This is a genomic window from Streptomyces justiciae, from assembly GCF_015163075.1.
Lineage (GTDB): Bacteria > Actinomycetota > Actinomycetes > Streptomycetales > Streptomycetaceae > Streptomyces > Streptomyces justiciae.
Window position 1 is genome coordinate 128814 of sequence record NZ_JADDXU010000012.1, and the last position, 17015, is coordinate 145828.

Annotated in this window: 15 protein-coding genes; 5 read left to right on the plus strand and 10 right to left on the minus strand. The window is 70.3% G+C overall.

The genetic code is table 11. The annotated features are described in order from the left end of the window. Positions 1–101 precede the first annotated feature (101 nt). The 6 genes from IQ210_RS30115 to IQ210_RS30140 form a co-directional block, all read right to left on the minus strand. Positions 102–941: a shikimate dehydrogenase gene (locus tag IQ210_RS30115; protein WP_194082324.1), complete on the minus strand. Its 840-nt coding sequence runs from the start codon at positions 939–941 to the stop codon at positions 102–104. Next, positions 922–2643, minus strand: coding sequence for an endolytic transglycosylase MltG (mltG, locus tag IQ210_RS30120; protein WP_194082325.1), 1722 nt, complete (start codon positions 2641–2643; stop codon positions 922–924). The genes IQ210_RS30115 and mltG overlap by 20 nt, the downstream gene beginning before the upstream one ends. A 122-nt stretch (positions 2644–2765) precedes the next feature. Further along, positions 2766–3230 (minus strand): Holliday junction resolvase RuvX, encoded by a 465-nt coding sequence (ruvX, locus tag IQ210_RS30125; protein WP_059196728.1) that lies wholly within the window; start codon positions 3228–3230, stop codon positions 2766–2768. Between the two features lie 2 nt (positions 3231–3232). Beyond that, positions 3233–5905: an alanine--tRNA ligase gene (gene alaS / locus IQ210_RS30130; RefSeq protein WP_194082326.1), complete on the minus strand. Its 2673-nt coding sequence runs from the start codon at positions 5903–5905 to the stop codon at positions 3233–3235. Further along, on the minus strand, positions 5905–6258 hold the full coding sequence (locus IQ210_RS30135) for a hypothetical protein (RefSeq protein WP_194082327.1): 354 nt from the start codon (positions 6256–6258) through the stop codon (positions 5905–5907). The genes alaS and IQ210_RS30135 overlap by 1 nt, the downstream gene beginning before the upstream one ends. Before the next feature lie 11 nt (positions 6259–6269). Beyond that, positions 6270–6704, minus strand: a complete 435-nt coding sequence (locus IQ210_RS30140) for a DUF948 domain-containing protein (RefSeq protein ID WP_194082328.1) — start codon at positions 6702–6704, stop codon at positions 6270–6272. 169 nt (positions 6705–6873) lie between these two features. Here IQ210_RS30140 and IQ210_RS30145 point away from each other — a divergent pair, with 169 nt between their 5' ends. Continuing rightward, positions 6874–9021, plus strand: a complete 2148-nt coding sequence (locus tag IQ210_RS30145; protein ID WP_194082329.1) for an ATP-binding protein — start codon at positions 6874–6876, stop codon at positions 9019–9021. A gap of 30 nt (positions 9022–9051) precedes the next feature. On the opposite strand, the gene rpsD is transcribed toward IQ210_RS30145, so the two are convergent. The 3 genes from rpsD to IQ210_RS30160 form a co-directional block, all read right to left on the minus strand. Beyond that, the gene (gene rpsD / locus IQ210_RS30150; RefSeq protein ID WP_004002680.1) at positions 9052–9666 is read right to left on the minus strand and encodes a 30S ribosomal protein S4; all 615 of its coding nucleotides are present in this window, start codon (positions 9664–9666) and stop codon (positions 9052–9054) included. Positions 9667–9961: 295 nt separating this feature from the next. Further along, complete coding sequence (locus tag IQ210_RS30155; protein ID WP_194082330.1) at positions 9962–11317, minus strand: replication-associated recombination protein A; 1356 nt, start codon at positions 11315–11317, stop codon at positions 9962–9964. Between the two features lie 60 nt (positions 11318–11377). After that, positions 11378–12034 carry a vitamin K epoxide reductase family protein gene (locus IQ210_RS30160; protein WP_194082331.1) on the minus strand — a complete coding sequence of 219 codons (657 nt, stop codon included), beginning with the start codon at positions 12032–12034 and terminating at the stop codon, positions 11378–11380. A gap of 146 nt (positions 12035–12180) precedes the next feature. Here IQ210_RS30160 and IQ210_RS30165 point away from each other — a divergent pair, with 146 nt between their 5' ends. From IQ210_RS30165 to IQ210_RS30180, 4 genes are read left to right on the plus strand one after another with little or no spacing between them, the layout of a single operon-like run. Further along, positions 12181–13047 (plus strand): ABC transporter ATP-binding protein, encoded by an 867-nt coding sequence (locus tag IQ210_RS30165; protein ID WP_194082332.1) that lies wholly within the window; start codon positions 12181–12183, stop codon positions 13045–13047. After that, positions 13044–13889: an ABC transporter permease gene (locus tag IQ210_RS30170; RefSeq protein ID WP_194082333.1), complete on the plus strand. Its 846-nt coding sequence runs from the start codon at positions 13044–13046 to the stop codon at positions 13887–13889. The genes IQ210_RS30165 and IQ210_RS30170 overlap by 4 nt, the downstream gene beginning before the upstream one ends. Further along, entirely contained in the window at positions 13886–15079 is a 1194-nt protein-coding gene (locus tag IQ210_RS30175; RefSeq protein ID WP_194082334.1) for a sensor histidine kinase, read from the plus strand. The genes IQ210_RS30170 and IQ210_RS30175 overlap by 4 nt, the downstream gene beginning before the upstream one ends. Beyond that, positions 15076–15702 carry a response regulator gene (locus IQ210_RS30180; RefSeq protein WP_194082335.1) on the plus strand — a complete coding sequence of 209 codons (627 nt, stop codon included), beginning with the start codon at positions 15076–15078 and terminating at the stop codon, positions 15700–15702. The genes IQ210_RS30175 and IQ210_RS30180 overlap by 4 nt, the downstream gene beginning before the upstream one ends. 39 nt (positions 15703–15741) lie before the next feature. Here IQ210_RS30180 and hisS read toward each other — a convergent pair whose 3' ends face one another. Then, on the minus strand, positions 15742–17004 hold the full coding sequence (gene hisS / locus IQ210_RS30185; RefSeq protein ID WP_194082336.1) for a histidine--tRNA ligase: 1263 nt from the start codon (positions 17002–17004) through the stop codon (positions 15742–15744). Positions 17005–17015: the final 11 nt, after the last annotated feature.

Here is a 17015-nt window from a genome sequence, read left to right on the forward strand (position 1 = left end):
CCCTTCCACCGGCACGGCTCAGGCGGAGCCGTCGCCCTGCTGGTTCCGCGGGGCGTAGGCCCCCAGGAAGTCGGCATCGCTCACGACGAACCCGCGGGACCCTAGCGGGCCGCCAGCGCCTGCTCGCCGGCCTTCCGCATGGCGTCCACGGGGGCGGGCCTGCGGCCCGTCATCTGCTCGACCTGGAGCACCGCCTGGTGCACCAGCAGGTCGAGGCCGCTGACGACGGCACCGCCGAACATCGACCAGCGGGCCGCGAGCTGGGTGGGCCAGGGCTCATAGAGCACGTCGAAGAGGGTGGTGGGCCGCTCGGGCACGGCCATGGCGAGGCCGTCCGTGGCGCCCGCCGGGGTGGTGGCGATGACCAGGGGCCGGTGCAGCGCGTCCGCCGCCTCGGACCAGTCCTCCGTACGGACCTCGACGTCCAGCCGCTCGCCCCACTCCCGCATCTCGGTGGCGCGGGCCTCGCTGCGCACGTAGACGACCACCTCACCGGCGCAGACCCGGGCCAGCGCCGCCAGCGCGGACGACGCCGTGGCGCCGGCGCCGAGGATGGCGGCGGAGTCCACCGTCTCGATGCCGTGCTCGCGCAGCGCGGCGACCATGCCGGGGATGTCGGTGTTGTCGCCGGCCTTGCGGCCGTCCTCGGTGAACACGACCGTGTTGACCGCCTCGACCGAGGCGGCCGTCTCGCTGATCTCGTCGAGCAGCGGGATGACCGCCCGCTTGAGCGGCATGGTCAGCGACAGCCCGGCCCACTCCGGCCCGAGTTCCGCGAAGAACCCGGGCAGCGCGGTCTCGTCGATCTCGAACCGGTCGTAGGACCAGCCCTTCAGTCCCAGTTCCTCGTACGCGGCGCGGTGCAGCACCGGGGAGAGGGAGTGGGCGATGGGCGAACCGAGCACGGCGGCCCGGCGGGCGTCAGTTGCCCCTGCTGGCATCGAACTTGTCCTTGAGTTTCTGGAATTCTTCGTGCGTCCTGGCGAATTCGGTCTTGCTCACGCCGTCGGTCGCCACAAAGTAGTACCAGCCATCGTCGGTGGGATTCAGCGTCGACTTGAGCGCGTCCTCGCCCGGATTCCCGATCGGGCCGGGCGGCAGACCCTTGTGGGTGTAGGTGTTGTACGGGTCCTGATCCTTGTTGATCTCGGACTCGCTGATGTCGATGTTGCTTTCGTTCTTCGCGTAGTTGTACGTCGAGTCGAACTGGAGGAATCCGTAGGTCTGCGGGTTTCCGTAGTCGAGGCGGTTGTAGACCACCTCGGCGATCTTGCGGTAGTCGTCGGGGGTCTTGCCCTCGGCCTCGACAAGGCTCGCGATGGTGATGATGTCCATGGGGCTGTCCAGCTTGAGCGTCTTGGCCTTGGCTTCCAGGTTGAGCGCGTCGTACTTCTTCGCGGCCTCGCCCACCATGTCCTTCAGGACCGCCTCGGGCTTCATGCCCTTCGCGGCGGGATAGGTGCCCGGGTACAGGAAGCCTTCCAGCGGATCCTTCATCTCGCTGTTCGTTTCCGCCCAGTCCGGAAGTCCGAGGCTCTTGTAATCCGCCTTGGCGACCTTGAGCGTGGCGCCGGACTTCAGGCCGAGTTTTTCGTCGATGAGCTTGTAGACCGCGATATTGCGCTGACCCGGGGTGACCATCACGGCGTTCTGGCTCTTCGGGTCGAGCATCATTTCGACGGCACTCTTGGCGGACATCTCCGTGTTCAGCAAATAAGCGCCGGCCTGAATCTTGTCGCCGTCGTTCTGCGTGAACGCCGACACGAACGCATCGACGCTCTTGACGACGTCCTTCGCCTTCAGCAGGCGTCCGATCTCGGCGCCGCCCGCCCCCTTCGGGACCACGATCGACACCGTCTTGTCGGTTCCGTCGCCCGTGTAGTCCGGCGCCGAGGCGAAACGATCCTTGTAGAACTGGTAGCCGAAATAGCCGATGCCACCGATACCGCCGCCGAAGACCAGCACGACCACCAGGCAGGCGCAGCCACTGCGCCGCTTCTTCGGCTTCTTGCCGCCGCGGCCCCTGCGGTCGCCGCGGCCGCCCTCGTCGTCCAGGTCGTCGTCGGCGTCGTCGTCCCCGCCGCCCGCGAAGAAGGCGTGTTCGCCCTGGTCGGGGCCCGGGTCCCAGTCCGCCCGCTGCGGTTCCGGCTCGGTGCGGCGGCGGCTCGGCGGCTCCGGCGGCGGGTACGCGTCGGGGGTGCCGTAGTAGTCGGGCTGGTCACCGGCGCCGTACGCGGCGGCCTGCTGGCCGTACGGGTCCGAGGGGTCCGGGTACTGGACGTGCGTGTGCGTCCCGGTTCCCCAGGTGCCGCTGTCGTGCTGCTGCTGGGACTGCTGAGGCTGCTGGGGCGCGTACTGCTGCTGGCCGTACTGCTGGTTCGGGTCGTACTGCTGCTGGTGCTGCTGGTCGTAGTGCTGCTGCTGGTACTGCTGCTGCGCCTGACCGTAGTCGGCCTGTTGGCCGGTGCCCCAGTCGCCGTATCCCGGCTGCTGCGGCGCTTGCGGATAGTGCTGCGGCTGGCCGCCGTAGGCAGCTTGATGGCCGGCGTGGCCCTGCTGCCCTTCCCATCCGCCGTCCCCGTAGTACGGGTCCTGCGGATGCCACGGTTCGGAGCCTTCCTGGCCCCGGCCATACTCAGTCATCGATCCCCTAGAGCCGCGAGGCGGCGGTCGCGCGGCTTGTGGCTCGGCATCCGTTCCGCCTCTCTCTGTGCGGCACCTGTTCGAACAGCGCCGCGATCGCGCGGAACGTTACCGTATCGCGATCAGATGACCACTTCGACGCTCTCTCCGGGTGCTTTACCTGACACCCGTTCGGATTCGAGCGCCTGCTGGAGGATGATCACAGCGGCTGCTTGATCGATGACGGAGCGGCCCTTCTTGGATTTCACGCCCGAGGCGCGCAGTCCCTGGCTTGCCGTGACCGTGGTCATCCGCTCGTCCACCAGGCGGACCGGGATCGGGGCGATGCCCTTGGCCAGCTCCTGGGCGAAGGCTCTGACCTTCACCGCGGCCGGGCCCTCGCCCCCCTTGAGGGAGCGAGGGAGTCCGACGACGACCTCGATCGGTTCGTACTCCTCCACCAGCTGCCTCAGCCGGCGGTGGGCGGCCGGGACGTCCCGGCCCGGGACCGTCTCCACCGGAGTGGCGAGGATCCCGTCGGGGTCGCACGAGGCGACCCCGATCCGGGCGTCCCCGACGTCGATCGCGAGTCGACGGCCTCTGCGCATCGTCACTTCGCGGTGTCCGTGACCAGACGCTCGACGGCCTCGACGGCCTCGCCGATCGCGGCCGGGTTCTGGCCGCCGCCCTGCGCGACGTCCGGCTTGCCGCCACCGCCGCCGCCGAGGGTCTTGGCCGCCGTACGCACCAGGTCACCGGCCTTGAGACCGCGCTCGCGGGCGGCCTCGTTGGTGGCGATGACCGTCAGCGGCTTGCCGTTGACCGTGGTGAACAGGGCCACGACCGCGGCCCGTCCGCCCTGGATGCGGCCGCGCACGTCGAGGACCAGCTTGCGCAGGTCGTCGGCGGTGGTGCCGTCCGGGACCTGGCCGGTCACCAGAGCGACACCGCGTACGTCCTTCGCGGACTCGGCGAGACCGGCCGCGGCCTGGAGGACCTTCTCCGCGCGGAACTTCTCGATCTCCTTCTCGGCGTCCTTCAGCTTGCCGAGCATCGCGGAGACCTTCTCCGGCAGTTCCTCCGGGCGGCCCTTGATCAGCTCCTGGAGCTGGGCGACGACCGTGTGCTCCCGGGCGAGGAAGTTGTACGCGTCGACACCGACGAGGGCCTCGATACGACGGACACCCGAGCCGATCGACGACTCGCCCAGCAGCTTGACCAGGCCGAGCTGCGAGGTGTTGTGGACGTGCGTGCCGCCGCACAGCTCCTTGGAGAAGTCGCCGATGGTGACGACACGGACCCGCTCGCCGTACTTCTCACCGAACTCGGCGATGGCGCCCTGCTTCTTCGCCTCGTCGATGCCCATGACATCGGCGCGGACGTCGAGGTCGCGCGCGAGCACCTCGTTGATCTTCTGCTCGACGTCGGTCATCACGGCCGTGGGAACGGCGGACGGGGAGCCGAAGTCGAAGCGGAAGCGGCCGGGCTGGTTCTCGGAACCGGCCTGCGCGGCCGTCGGGCCGAGCGCGTCCCGCAGCGCCTGGTGGGTCAGGTGGGTGGCCGAGTGGGCGCGGGCGATGGCGGTACGGCGCCGGGCGTCGATCGACGCGTGCGCCTTGGCACCCACGGTGACCTCGCCGAACTGCACGACGCCCTTGTGGACGTACACGCCCGGAACCGGCTTCTGGCAGTCGCGGATCTCGATGACGGCACCGGAGTCGACCTTGATCTTGCCGGTGTCGCCGATCTGGCCGCCGCCCTCGGCGTAGAACGGGGTGCGGTCGAGGACGATCTCGACCTCGTCGCCCTCGGTGGCCGCCGGGGAGGAGGCGCCGTCGACGAGGATGCCGACGATCGTGGACTCACCCTCGGTGTCCGAGTAGCCGATGAACTCGGTCTCACCGGTCTTGTCCGCGATCTCGCGGTAGGCACCGGCACCGGCGTGGCCGGTCTTCTTGGCCTGGGCGTCGGCCTTGGCGCGCTCCCGCTGCTCCTTCATCAGGCGGCGGAAGCCGTCCTCGTCCACGGAGAGGCCCTGCTCGGCGGCCATCTCCAGGGTGAGGTCGATCGGGAAGCCCCAGGTGTCGTGGAGCAGGAACGCCTTGTCGCCGGCGAGGACCGTGCCACCGGAGGCCTTGGTCTCGGTGACGGCGGTGTCGAGGATGTTGGTGCCGGCCTTGAGCGTCTTGAGGAAGGCGTTCTCCTCGGCGAGGGCGACCTTCTCGATGCGCTCGCGGTCGGTGACGAGCTCGGGGTACTGCTGGCCCATCATGCCGATGACGGTGTCGATGAGGTCCAGGACGACCGGGCCGGTGGCGCCGAGCAGGCGCATGTTGCGGATGGCGCGGCGCATGATGCGGCGGAGCACATAGCCGCGGCCCTCGTTGCCGGGGGTCACGCCGTCGCCGATGAGCATCACCGACGTACGCATGTGGTCGGTGACCACGCGCAGGGAGACGTCCGACTCGTGGGCGTCGCCGTAGGCCACGCCGGTCAGCTCGGTGGCCTTCTTGATGACGGCCATGGAGGTGTCGATCTCGTACATGTTCTGCACGCCCTGCAGAATCATCGCGAGGCGCTCGAGGCCGAGGCCGGTGTCGATGTTCTTGCTGGGGAGCTCGCCGAGGATCTCGAAGTTGTCCTTGCCGATGCCCTCGCCGCGCTCGTACTGCATGAAGACGAGGTTCCAGATCTCCACGTACCGCTCGTCGTTGACGGCGGGGCCGCCCTCGACGCCGAACTCGGGGCCGCGGTCGTAGTTGATCTCGGAACAGGGGCCGCAGGGACCGGGGACGCCCATGGACCAGTAGTTGTCCTTCATGCCGAGGCGCTGGATGCGCTCCTTCGGCACGCCGACGACCTCGTGCCAGATGCGCTCGGCCTCGTCGTCCTCCAGGTAGACGGTGATCCAGAGCTTCTCGGGCTCCAGGCCGTAACCACCCTTGTCCTGGGGCGTGGTGAGCAGCTCCCAGGCGTACTTGATGGCGCCTTCCTTGAAGTAGTCGCCGAAGGAGAAGTTGCCGCACATCTGGAAGAACGTGCCGTGCCGGGTGGTCTTGCCGACCTCTTCGATGTCGGGCGTGCGCACGCACTTCTGCACGCTGGTCGCGCGCGCCCACGGCGGCTTGACCTCACCGAGGAAGTACGGCTTGAAGGGCACCATTCCGGCGGGGACCAGGAGCAGAGTCGGGTCGTCCGCGATGAGCGACGCCGAAGGGACGACGGTGTGACCGCGCTCCTCGTAGAAGCTCAGCCAGCGGCGGCGAATCTCGGCCGACTCCATCAGTGGTCCTCATTCCGGTTGTACGAGTACGTCTGGTACGTCGATCCCTCGACGTACTTGTGGTTGTTGCGGTTCTCGATGGCGGCGAACCGCCGGGGCGCGGGGAGTTCGGGGTCCGCGTTGATGCCCAGCGCCTCCCCCAGCTCTTCCTCCCGCTGGGCCATGTTGTCGCGGACGTCGAGCGCGAAGCCGACCGCACGGTCCTTGAGCCTGTGCCCGGCCTCGATCGCCTTGTTCGTCGCAGCGACGGCGAGGTGCTCCGGGGTCAGCTGCTTCAGCTTGCGGTTGACCTTGGTGGTGGCCCACACACCGGCGGCGACGCCCGTGCTGAACCAGAAGGTACGGCGGAACATCTGAGTGGCTCCTACTTTCCCCGGTTCTTCCGCCGCGCGGCCGGCACGGTGCGCCCCACGATCACGGTACGCCGGGGCGCCTTGGCGGGCACGTCCTCGTCCTTGCGGCCCGCGAGTGCCCGGCGCACGCCGTAGCCGAAGGCCGCGACCTTGACCAGCGGGCCGCCGAAGGTGGAGGCGACCGTCGTGGAGAGCGCGGAGGCGTTGGAGGTGACCTCCTGGACGTCGGAGGCGATCGCGTCGACCCGGTCGATCTGGGTCTGCGCGGAGCGCACCGCCGAGGAGGCGTCCGCGAGGAGCGGGACGGCCTGGTCGGTCACGTCCGCCACCAGCTTGGTGGTCGCCCTGAGCGTCTGGGCCAGCCTCGCCAGCGCGACGGCGAGGAAGGAGACCAGGATCGCCCAGAAGACGGCCACCAGGATGCCGGCCACCTCTCCACCGGACACTGCGCACCCGCTCCCGTATACGTGCTCTGAACATCGGAACCCAAAAAACAAGTGGCCCGAGCCTATCGCGCCGCGGGTGGCACTCCGCACCGGTATTACCGTCCGCGCGCAGCGGACTTGGGCGAAGCGATTGTACGGAGTGATTACGGTTGAGTACGCTCCGTGTTCCATGCGGGATGATCGGCTCAGCGACGGCAATCTGCCTCTCGAACTGGACGCGTTCGTGGGCCGCACGGCCGAACTCGCCGCGCTGTCCCGACTGCTGGAGACCTCGCGTCTGGTGACCGTCACCGGCGCCGGCGGGGTCGGCAAGTCCCGGCTGGCGGCGCGGGCCGCGCTCGGTGCGAGGGCGGCGTGGCGGGTTGAGCTGGCGGCGGTGCGTGATCCGGAGTTCGTGGACTACGCGGTCGTGGACGCGCTGGGGCTGACGGACCACACCACGCGGCTGCCGCGCGAGACGCTGCTCGCGTATCTGGGCGAGCCGGGGCGTCAACTCCTGCTGGTCCTCGACGGGTTCGAGCATCTCGTCGAGGCCTGCGCGGAGCTGGTGACCGACCTGTTGAGCCGGGTGCCGGGGCTCACCGTGCTCGCCGTGGGCCGCAGGCCGCTGTCGGTGCCGGGCGAGCGGGTGTTCGCGCTGGCGCCGCTCGGCGAGGACGAGGCCGTGGAGCTCTTCGTCGACCGGGCGGGGCAGCAGGGCGTGGACGTCGGTGACGATCCCGACGTGCGCGAGCTGTGCCGGCGGCTGGACGGCATCCCGCTCGCCGTCGAGCTGGCGGCGGGTCGGCTGCGGGCCCTGTCCCCCGCCCAGCTGCTGGCCCGGTTCGAGGACCGGTTCCGGCTGCTGACGGGGGCGGCCCACGGCTCCCCGGCGCGGCACCGGACCCTGCGCACCGCGATCGGCTGGAGCCACGAGCTGTGCACGCCCGAGGAGCGGCTGCTGTGGTCGCGGCTGTCGGTGTTCGCCGGGCCGTTCGATCTGGAGGCCGTGGAGTACGTGTGCAGCGGCAACGGTCTGGCCGAGCAGGACGTCCTCGAGGTGCTGACGGAGCTGCTCGCGCAGTCCGTGGTCGGGCGCGAGGAGACCGCGACCGGGGTGCGCTACCGGATGCTGGACACGGTCCGGGCCTACGGCGAGGACTGGCTGGAGGCGACTGGGGACGCGGACCGGCTGCGCCGGCGGCACCGCGACTGGTATCTGGGCCTGGCCACCTGGTGCGAGCTGGACTGGTTCTCGCCGCGCCAGGGCGAGGTGGCCGCGCGGATCGAGGCGGAGCTGCCGAATCTGCGCTGTGCGCTGGAGCGCTGCCTGGCCGACCCGGAGGAGGCGTACCTGGGGCAGTACCTCGCGGGCTCCCTCTGGTTCTACTGGGCCGGCTGCGGGCGGCTGTCGGAGGGCCGGCACTGGCTGGAGCAGTCCGTGCAGCTGGAGTCCGACCACGAGCTGTCCCGGCTGAAGGCGCTGTGGGTGCTGGGCTATGTCGCGATCCTCCAGGGCGACAAGGTGCCCGCGCTGGCCGCGCTCCAGGAGTGCCGGGAGGAGGCGGAGCGCTCGGCCAACGCGACGGCGATCGCGTACGCCGAGCATCGCACCGGCTGCCTGGCCCTGGTCACGGACGACATGCCCCGCGCAGAAACGCTGCTGCGCTCGGCGCTGGAGCGCTACCAGGAGATCGGCGAGCTCAACAGCAACGTCCTGATGGGCCAGGTCGAGCTGGCGATGACCCGGGCCTTCCAAGGGGATCTGCCGGAGGCCGTGAAGCTGTGCGAGGACGTCCGCCGGGTCTGCGAGGACCACGGCGAGCGCTGGACCAGGTCGTACGCCTTGTACGTGCTGGCGTACGCGGCCTGGACCGAGGGGGACCTGGCCGGCGCCCGTGAGCTGCTGACCGACTGCCTGGGTGCCGCGCACGCCTTCAGCGATCTGCTGGGCTCGGTGCTGTCGATCGAGCTGCTGGCCCTGGTCACGGCCGCCCGGGGCGAGGCCGGGGATGCCGCCGAGGCGGCGGTGCTGCAGGGGGCGGCGGGCGCGCTGTGGCCCTCGGTGGGGCTGCCGCTGTTCGGGTCCGCGTACTACAACGGCCCGCACGAGCTGTGCGAGGCGACGGCCCGGGAGCGGCTGGGCGACGAGCGGTACGAGGAGTGCGTACGGCAGGGGGCCGGGCTCGACCGGGAGGCCGCGGTGGCCAGGGCGCTGGGGCGGCCGCCGGCGCCGCTGCCCGGCCCGCACGGACAGGCCCGGCATGCGCGCGGGCCCGTCACCATGCACGAACCCGCCGCCTCCCGCGCCCGGAAGGGCGGGGAGACGGCGGGCTGAGGTGGTGCGTGTCCTACGGCCTGCTGGTGATCAGCGGGCGTAGTACTCGACGACGAGCTGCTCGTCGCAGATCACCGGGATCTCCTTGCGGTTCGGCTCACGGTCCAGGCGGAACGCCAGGGCCTTGAGGTTCACCTGGAGGTAGCGCGGGGTCTCACCCTCGGGGGCGAAGCCGCCCTCGCGGGCGATGGAGAAGAGGGTCTTCTCGCGGCTGCGCTCACGGACCATCACGACGTCGTCGGGACGGACGCGGAAGGACGGCTTGTCGACCTTCTGGCCGTTGACCTCGATGTGGCCGTGCACGACCATCTGACGGGCCTGGTAGATGGTGCGGGCGATGCCCGAACGCAGGACCAGGGCGTCGAGACGGCGCTCGAGCTCGACGATCAGGGCCTCACCGGTCTTGCCCTGCACCTTGGAGGCACGCTCGTAGGCGCGGACCAGCTGGCGCTCGGAGATGTCGTACTGCGCGCGCAGACGCTGCTTCTCCAGCAGACGGACCTTGTAGTCCGAGTTCTGCTTGCGGCCACGGCCGTGCTCACCCGGCGGGTAGGGACGGGCCTCGAAGTACTTGACGGCCTTCGGGGTCAGCGCGATGCCGAGGGCACGCGACTTCTTGACCTTGGGGCGGGACTGGTTCGCCACAATCTCTCATTTCTCAGTGTTCGGCTCGTCAGGGTTGAGGGAGGTCGCATCCGCAGCCGGGGAAACCCTCCGGGTCCGTTGCCGGGCCTGGTGGGCAGCCGCTCCCTGGTCTGGGCACATACGTGCAGCACGCGAGTGGCCCACCGACCGGTCTCACCCTGCGGTGAGTGGTGGTGGGCGGCCCGCGACACCATTCGAACGGTGCGCGACGCTCCTGGAACCCACTGGGGGTTCCGGCTGACCGTCCCGTTCTGACTGCACGGGACACAGCACTTCGAGGGATTCTACAGGCTGCTCAGGACCGCTTGCGACCGAGGTGCTTGCGGGTCCACTCGACGGCGTCCGCGTACCGCGCCTCCGCGCCGTGCCGGGTCGGGGCGTAGTACTCGCGGTCCTTGAGGGCGTCCGGGGCGTACTGCTGCTCGGCGATGCCCTCGGGCAGGTCGTGCGGGTACACGTACCCCTGGGCGTGGCCGAGCTTGGCGGCGCCCTTGTAGTGCCCGTCGCGCAGATGGGGCGGCACGGAGCCGGCCAGTCCCTTGCGTACGTCCTCCATGGCGGCGCCGATCGCCATGGTCGCGGAGTTGGACTTGGGGGCCAGCGCGAGGGCGATGGTGGCGTGGCTGAGGGTGAGGGCGGCCTCGGGGAAGCCGATCATGGCGACGGCCTGGGCGGCGGCGACGGCTATGGGGAGGGCGTTGGGGTCGGCCAGGCCGATGTCCTCGCTCGCGGAGATCATCAGCCGCCGGGCGATGAAGCGGGGGTCCTCGCCGGCCTCGATCATGCGGGCGAGGTAGTGCAGCGCCGCGTCGACGTCGGAGCCGCGGATGGACTTGATGAGGGCGCTGGCGACGTCGTAGTGCTGGTCGCCGTCGCGGTCGTACTTCACCGCGGCGCGGTCGACGGTCTCCTCCAGGGTCTGGAGGGAGATCTCGGCCTCGCCCTTGTCGAGCGCGGCCCCGGCAGCCGCCTCCAGGGCGGTGAGCGCGCGGCGGGCGTCGCCGCCGGCGATCCGCAGCAGGTGGTCCTCGGTGTCCTCGGGGAGTCCGACGGCGTCCTTCAGGCCGCGTTCGTCGCTCAGCGCGCGCTTCAGGAGCCCGCGCACGTCGTCGTCGGTGAGCGGTTCGAGGGTGAGCAGGAGGGAGCGGGAGAGCAGCGGGGAGATCACCGAGAAGTACGGGTTCTCGGTGGTCGCCGCGATCAGCGTGACCCAGCGGTTCTCGACGGCGGGGAGCAGGGAGTCCTGCTGGGCCTTGCTGAAGCGGTGGATCTCGTCGAGGAAGAGGACGGTCTCCTTGCCGTATCCCCCGGTGGCGCGGCGGGCGCCGTCGATGACCGCGCGGACCTCCTTGACGCCCGCGGTGATCGCCGACAGTTCGACGAAGCGCTTGTTGGTGGCCTTGGAGACGACGTAGGCGAGGGTCGTCTTGCCGGTGCCGGGCGGGCCCCACAGGATCACCGAGGACGGCCCGGCCGGTCCGCCCGCGCCCTCGCCGACCAGGCGGCGCAGGGGTGAGCCGGGCTTCAGCAGGTGCTGCTGGCCCACCACCTCGTCGAGGGTGCGCGGGCGCATCCGCACCGCCAGGGGGCTCCCGGCGGGGTCCTTCTCCTGGCGGTCTTCGGCGGCGGCGGTGAACAGATCGGGCTCCACGTCCAAAACCCTAAATCACCGCACTGACAGTCGGTCCGGGCCCCGAGGGAGCCAGGCCGGTCAGCTGGTCCAGAAGTCCCACCAGCGCGTCAGGATCAGCATGCCGATGATGCCGATGTGCAGGACCGGCAGGACCCAGGTGAACTCGCCGAAGAAGCTCTTCAGCCAGCTCGGGGCGGGCAGGAAGCCGTTGCGCACGTTGAACGAGGTGACGTACCAGAACATGATGATCGTCGCGACCCAGGCCAGGCAGCACCACAGGCACAGGGCGTTGATGCGGTACAGCGACTGGAACATCAGCCAGGCGCAGAACGAGACACCGAAGAGCGTGCCGGCGTTGAAGGTCAGCCAGTACCAGCGCGGGAAGCGGGCCCGGGCGAGCAGGCTCATGCCGACGCAGATGACGATGCCGTAGGCGACGAGACCGAGCATCGGGTTGGGGAAGCCGAAGACGGCGGCCTGCTTGGACTCCATGACGCTGCCGCAGGAGACCACGGGGTTCAGGCTGCACCCGGGGGTGAAGGTCTTGCCCTCGACCTTGGCCTCGAGCAGCTTGAACTTGTCGATCGTGATGACCCACGCGGCGAGCAGGCCGGCCGCGCCGGTGAGGACCAGCAGCACCGCGAAGGCGCGGCTGCCTCCCGCCGACCGTGGCTCGCCGGCCGCGCGATCGGGCTCTGGCACGGTGGAGACGCTCTTGACTGTGGTCTTGCTCATCACGCCGATTCCGTCTGCTTGAGAGTTGGACCTTCTTCGGGCGAGGGCCATTGTGCCGTACACGAGCCCTTGTCCACCGTTCGGTGGACATAAGGAAGTACGCACGGTCGTCCCTGAACGTTCGGTTCCGGCCGAGCCTCGAAAACATGACAGCACACGCGAACGAACTCGCGGTGGACGTACGGGGGCTGCGCAAGCAGTACGGCGACGTGACCGCGGTCGACGGGATCGATCTCGGCATCGGCAGGGGCGAGGTGTTCGGCCTGCTGGGGCCCAATGGCGCGGGCAAGAGCACGACGGTGGAGATCCTCCAGGGCCACCGCGGCCGGGACGCGGGGGAAGTGTCCGTGCTCGGCGCGGACCCCGCGAACGGCACGCGCGCGTGGAGGTCCCGTGTGGGAATCGTCTGGCAGGACGAATCGGCGCCCGCCGAGTTGACGGTCCGCGAGACCGTCCGTCATTTCGCCCGCTATTACCCGAGGCCGCGCGACCCGGAGGAGGTCATCGGCCTGGTGGGTCTTGAGGGGAAGGCAGGCAGCCGGATCAAGGCCCTGTCGGGCGGCCAGCGCCGCCGTCTCGACGTGGCACTGGGTGTGATCGGCGGCCCCGAGCTGCTGCTCCTGGACGAGCCCACGACCGGTTTCGACCCGGCGGCGCGCCGCCAGTTCTGGGAGCTGATCCGCGCCCTCGCCGAGGAGGGCACGACGATCCTCCTCACCACGCACTATCTGGAGGAGGCCGAGGCCCTGGCCGACCGGCTGGCCGTGGTGACCGCGGGCCGGATCGTCGCCGAGGGCCGTCCGGCCGCCCTGCGGGAGCGGTACGGCACCGAGGCGACCGTCGAGTGGACCGAGCCGGACGGCGCCCCGCGCAGCGAGCGCACGGACACCCCGACCCGCACGGTCGCCGCGCTGATGCGCCGCTTCGACGGCGAGATCCCGGGGCTGCGGGTGAGCCGCCCCACGCTGGAGGACGTCTACCTCCGGCTGACCGGACAGGAGGACGCGCGATGACCACGACCGTCGTACGGACCCGCGCGGACGCGGTCGCCGAGCGGCTGCCCAGTGCCTTCGGCATCGGCCTCCAGCGGGGCGCACTGGAACTCAGGCAGTTCTTCCGCCAGCGCGACCAGGTGGTGTTCACCTTCGCCTTCCCGGTTGTCTTCCTCTTCCTGTTCGCGTCGATCTTCAGTGACGACGTGGAGGGCGCCGGCATCACCGCCTCGCAGCTCTACGTCCCGGCGATGATGGCCGCGGGCATCATGTCGACGAGCTTCCAGTCCCTCGGCATCTCGATCGCCATCGAACGGGACGAGAAGGTCCTGCGCAGGCTGCGCGGCACCCCGATGCCACCGGCCGCGTACTTCCTCGGCAAGATCTGGCTGGTTCTGGTCACGGGCCTGATGGAGACGGCGGTCCTGCTCCTCGTCGGCACGACGCTCTACGACGTCGACCTGCCCTCGGACGCGACCCGCTGGTTCCACTTCGCCTGGATCTTCGTCCTCGGTCTGACGGCGTGCGCGCTGCTCGGCATCGCCATCAGCTCGGTCCCGAAGTCGGGCAAGAGCGCCACCTCGGTCGTCGTCCTCCCCTTCCTGGTCCTGCAGTTCATCTCCGGGGTGTACATCGCGATCGACACCATCCCGGGCTGGATGCTGAACATCGGCGCCCTGTTCCCGCTGAAGTGGATGTGCCAGGGGCTGCGCGGGGTGTTCCTGCCGGACTCGGCGCGGGTCCTGGAGCAGGCGGGCGACTGGGAGTTCGGGCGGATCGCCCTGGTCCTGGGCGCCTGGTGCGTCGGAGGATTGGCGCTGTGTCTGCTGACCTTCCGGTGGAAGAACCGGCGCGACGGATGAGGATCCCCTCGGGGCTCGCCGGCGCGTACACCTGGGACCGCTCGTTCCGGCTCTGGGACACGTACTTCGCGCTGATCTGGCCGGCCACCCTGGTGTTCGCGCTCGGCGCGAACTTCCCGGGGTGGCCGGTCCGGCTCGCCGCGGCGGCGCTGCTCGTGCCGTTGATCCCGCTGTACGTCCTGGTCGGCCGCCCCATCCTGTGCGGTGACCCGCCGGACGAGCGGCGGGCGCTCGGCTATCTGGCGGCGGCGCTGGCGTTGTTCCTGCCGTCGGCGGTGCTGGTCGGTGAGACGCGGCTGTTGACGTTCGCGCTGGTGCCGCAGTGCTTCATGACGCTGCGGCTGCGGTGGGCGTTCGTGGCGGTGGCGGTGATCAACCTGGTGCCGGTGGCGGGCTGGGCGCTGCTGTGGCGGCCCGGGGACGAGGCGGTGTTCTTCAACTCGGTGTTCGCGGTGGTCACGTTCGTCTTCTCCGTCGCCATCGGCAGCTGGATCATCCGGATCATCGAGCAGAGCCAGGAGCGGGCCGAGCTGATCGCGGAACTGGACGCGAGCCGGCACGAGGTGTCGCGGCTGTCGGCGGCGCACGGGGCGCTGGCGGAGCGGGAGCGGATGGCGAGGGAGATCCATGACACCCTCGCCCAGGGCTTCACGAGCCTGCTGATGCTGATCCAGGCGGTGGAGGCCGAGTTGGAGACCGATGTCGCGCAGGCCCGCCGGCATCTGTGCCTGATGGACGAGACGGCCCGGCAGAACCTCGCCGAGGCGCGGGCGCTGGTCGCCGGCGGCGCCCCCGCGGACCTGGACGGTGCCTCACTGCCCGACGCGCTGCGCAGGCTGGCCGCCCGCCATGACGCCGCCCTTGAGGTGACCGGCCCCGTGCGTGCGCTGCCCGCGGGACCCGAGGTCGTGGCCCTGCGCGCCTGCCAGGAGGCGCTGTCCAACGCCCGCAAACACGCCGGGAGTTCGGCGGCGATCGGCATCGTGGTGACGTACGCCGACGAGTCGCTCACCGTGTCCGTACGGGACGACGGCGACGGCTTCGCCCCCTCGTCCGTGACCGGCGGATACGGTCTGGCGGGGCTGCGCGCGCGGGCCGCCGAGGTGGGAGGCACCACCGAGATACACAGCGCGCCGGGCGACGGCACGACGGTGACCGTCCGGCTACCGGTACCTGGGAGCACTTCATGATCCGGATCATCCTGGCCGACGACCATCCCGTCGTACGGGAGGGCCTGCGGGCGATGCTGAGCGCCGAACCCGACCTGGACGTGGTCGCCGACGCGGCCAACGGGCCGCAGGCCGAGGCGCTGGCGGCGGAACTCCGCCCGGACATCGTGCTGATGGACCTGCGGATGCCGGGCGGCGGTGGCGTGGACTCGATCGAGCGGATGGCGGCAGCCGGGCTGCCGTGCCGGGTGCTCGTCCTGACGACGTACGAGACGGACCGGGACATCCTGCGGGCCGTGGAGGCGGGCGCGGCGGGCTACCTGCTCAAGGACCTGCCGCGCGGGGAGCTCGCGGAGGCGGTACGAGCCGCGGCGCGGGGCGAGACGGTCCTGGCCCCGTCGGTCGCGGCCCGCCTGATCGACCAACTCCGCACCAAGCCGGAACGCCCCCGCCTGTCGGAACGCGAGACGGCGGTACTGCGCCTGGTGGCGGAGGGCTGCACGAACGCGGAGATCGGGCGGCGGTTGTTCATCGGCGAGTCGACGGTGAAGACCCATCTGCTGCGGGTCTTCGGCAAGTTGGGGGTCGACGACCGGACGGCGGCGGTGACGAGCGCGATGCGGTACGGGCTGCTGGACCCATGAGAAAGGGCGCCGGGTTTCCCCGGCGCCCTCGCGTCTCACTCAGCCCAGCCGGGCCTCCAGCTCCGCCACGATCTCGTTGACGCCGATGGCCGTCTGTTCGCCGGACTCCATGTCCTTGAGCTGGACGACGCCCTCGGCGAGGTCGCGTTCGCCGGCGACGACCGTGTAGCGGGCACCGCTGCGGTTGGCGTTCTTCATCGCGCCCTTGAGGCCCTTGGCGCCGTAGGAGAAGTCGGCCGCGATGCCGACCTTGCGGAGCTCCGTCACCTTGGCGAACAGGACCCTGCGGGCCTCCTCGCCCAGCGGCACCGCGAAGACGCTGGTCGTGGAGGGGAGTTCGAGCTCGACGCCCTCCGCCTCCAGGGCGAGGACCGTGCGGTCGACGCCGAGGGCCCAGCCGACGGACGGGAGCGCGGGGCCGCCGATCATCTCCGACAGGCCGTCGTAGCGCCCGCCGCCGCCCACCGCGGACTGCGAGCCCAGACCGTCGTGGACGAACTCGAAGGTCGTGCGCGTGTAGTAGTCCAGGCCGCGGACCAGCTTCGGGTCGTCCTCGAAGGCGACACCGGCGGCCGTGATCAGCTCGCGGACCTCCTCGTGGTACGCCTTGCAGGCGTCGCAGAGGTAGTCGCGCAGCAGCGGGGCGTCGCCGAGCTGCTTCTGCACGTCCGGACGCTTGTCGTCGAGGACGCGCAGCGGGTTGATGTCGGCCCGGCGCAGCGTCTCCTCGTCCAGGTCGAGGCCGCGCAGGAAGGCCTGTAGCGCCTCCCGGTACACCGGACGGCACTCCTTGTCGCCCAGGCTGTTGAGGAGGATGCGGAAGTTGCGCAGCCCCAGCGACCGGTACGCCTGGTCGGCAAGGATGATCAGCTCGGCGTCCAGCGCCGCGTCCTCGGCGCCGATCGCCTCGGCGCCCACCTGGGAGAAGTGCCGGTAGCGGCCCTTCTGCGGGCGCTCGTAGCGGTAGTACGAGCCGGAGTACCAGAGCTTGACGGGGAGGTTGCCCGCCTTGTGCAGGTTGGCCTCCAGCGCGGCGCGCAGCACGGACGCGGTGCCCTCGGGGCGCAGGGCGAGCCGGTCGCCGCCCTTGGTCTCGAAGGCGTACATCTCCTTCGTCACGATGTCGGTGGACTCACCGACCCCGCGCGCGAAGAGCTCCACGTTCTCGAAGCCGGGCGTCTCGATGTAGCCGTAGCCGGAGTTGCGCAGCGGCGCGGCGATCGCCTCGCGGACCGCCAGGAACTTGGCGCTGTCCGGCGGGATCAGGTCGTACGTGCCCTTGGGGGCCTTGAAGGTGCTCACGGAAAGTCTCG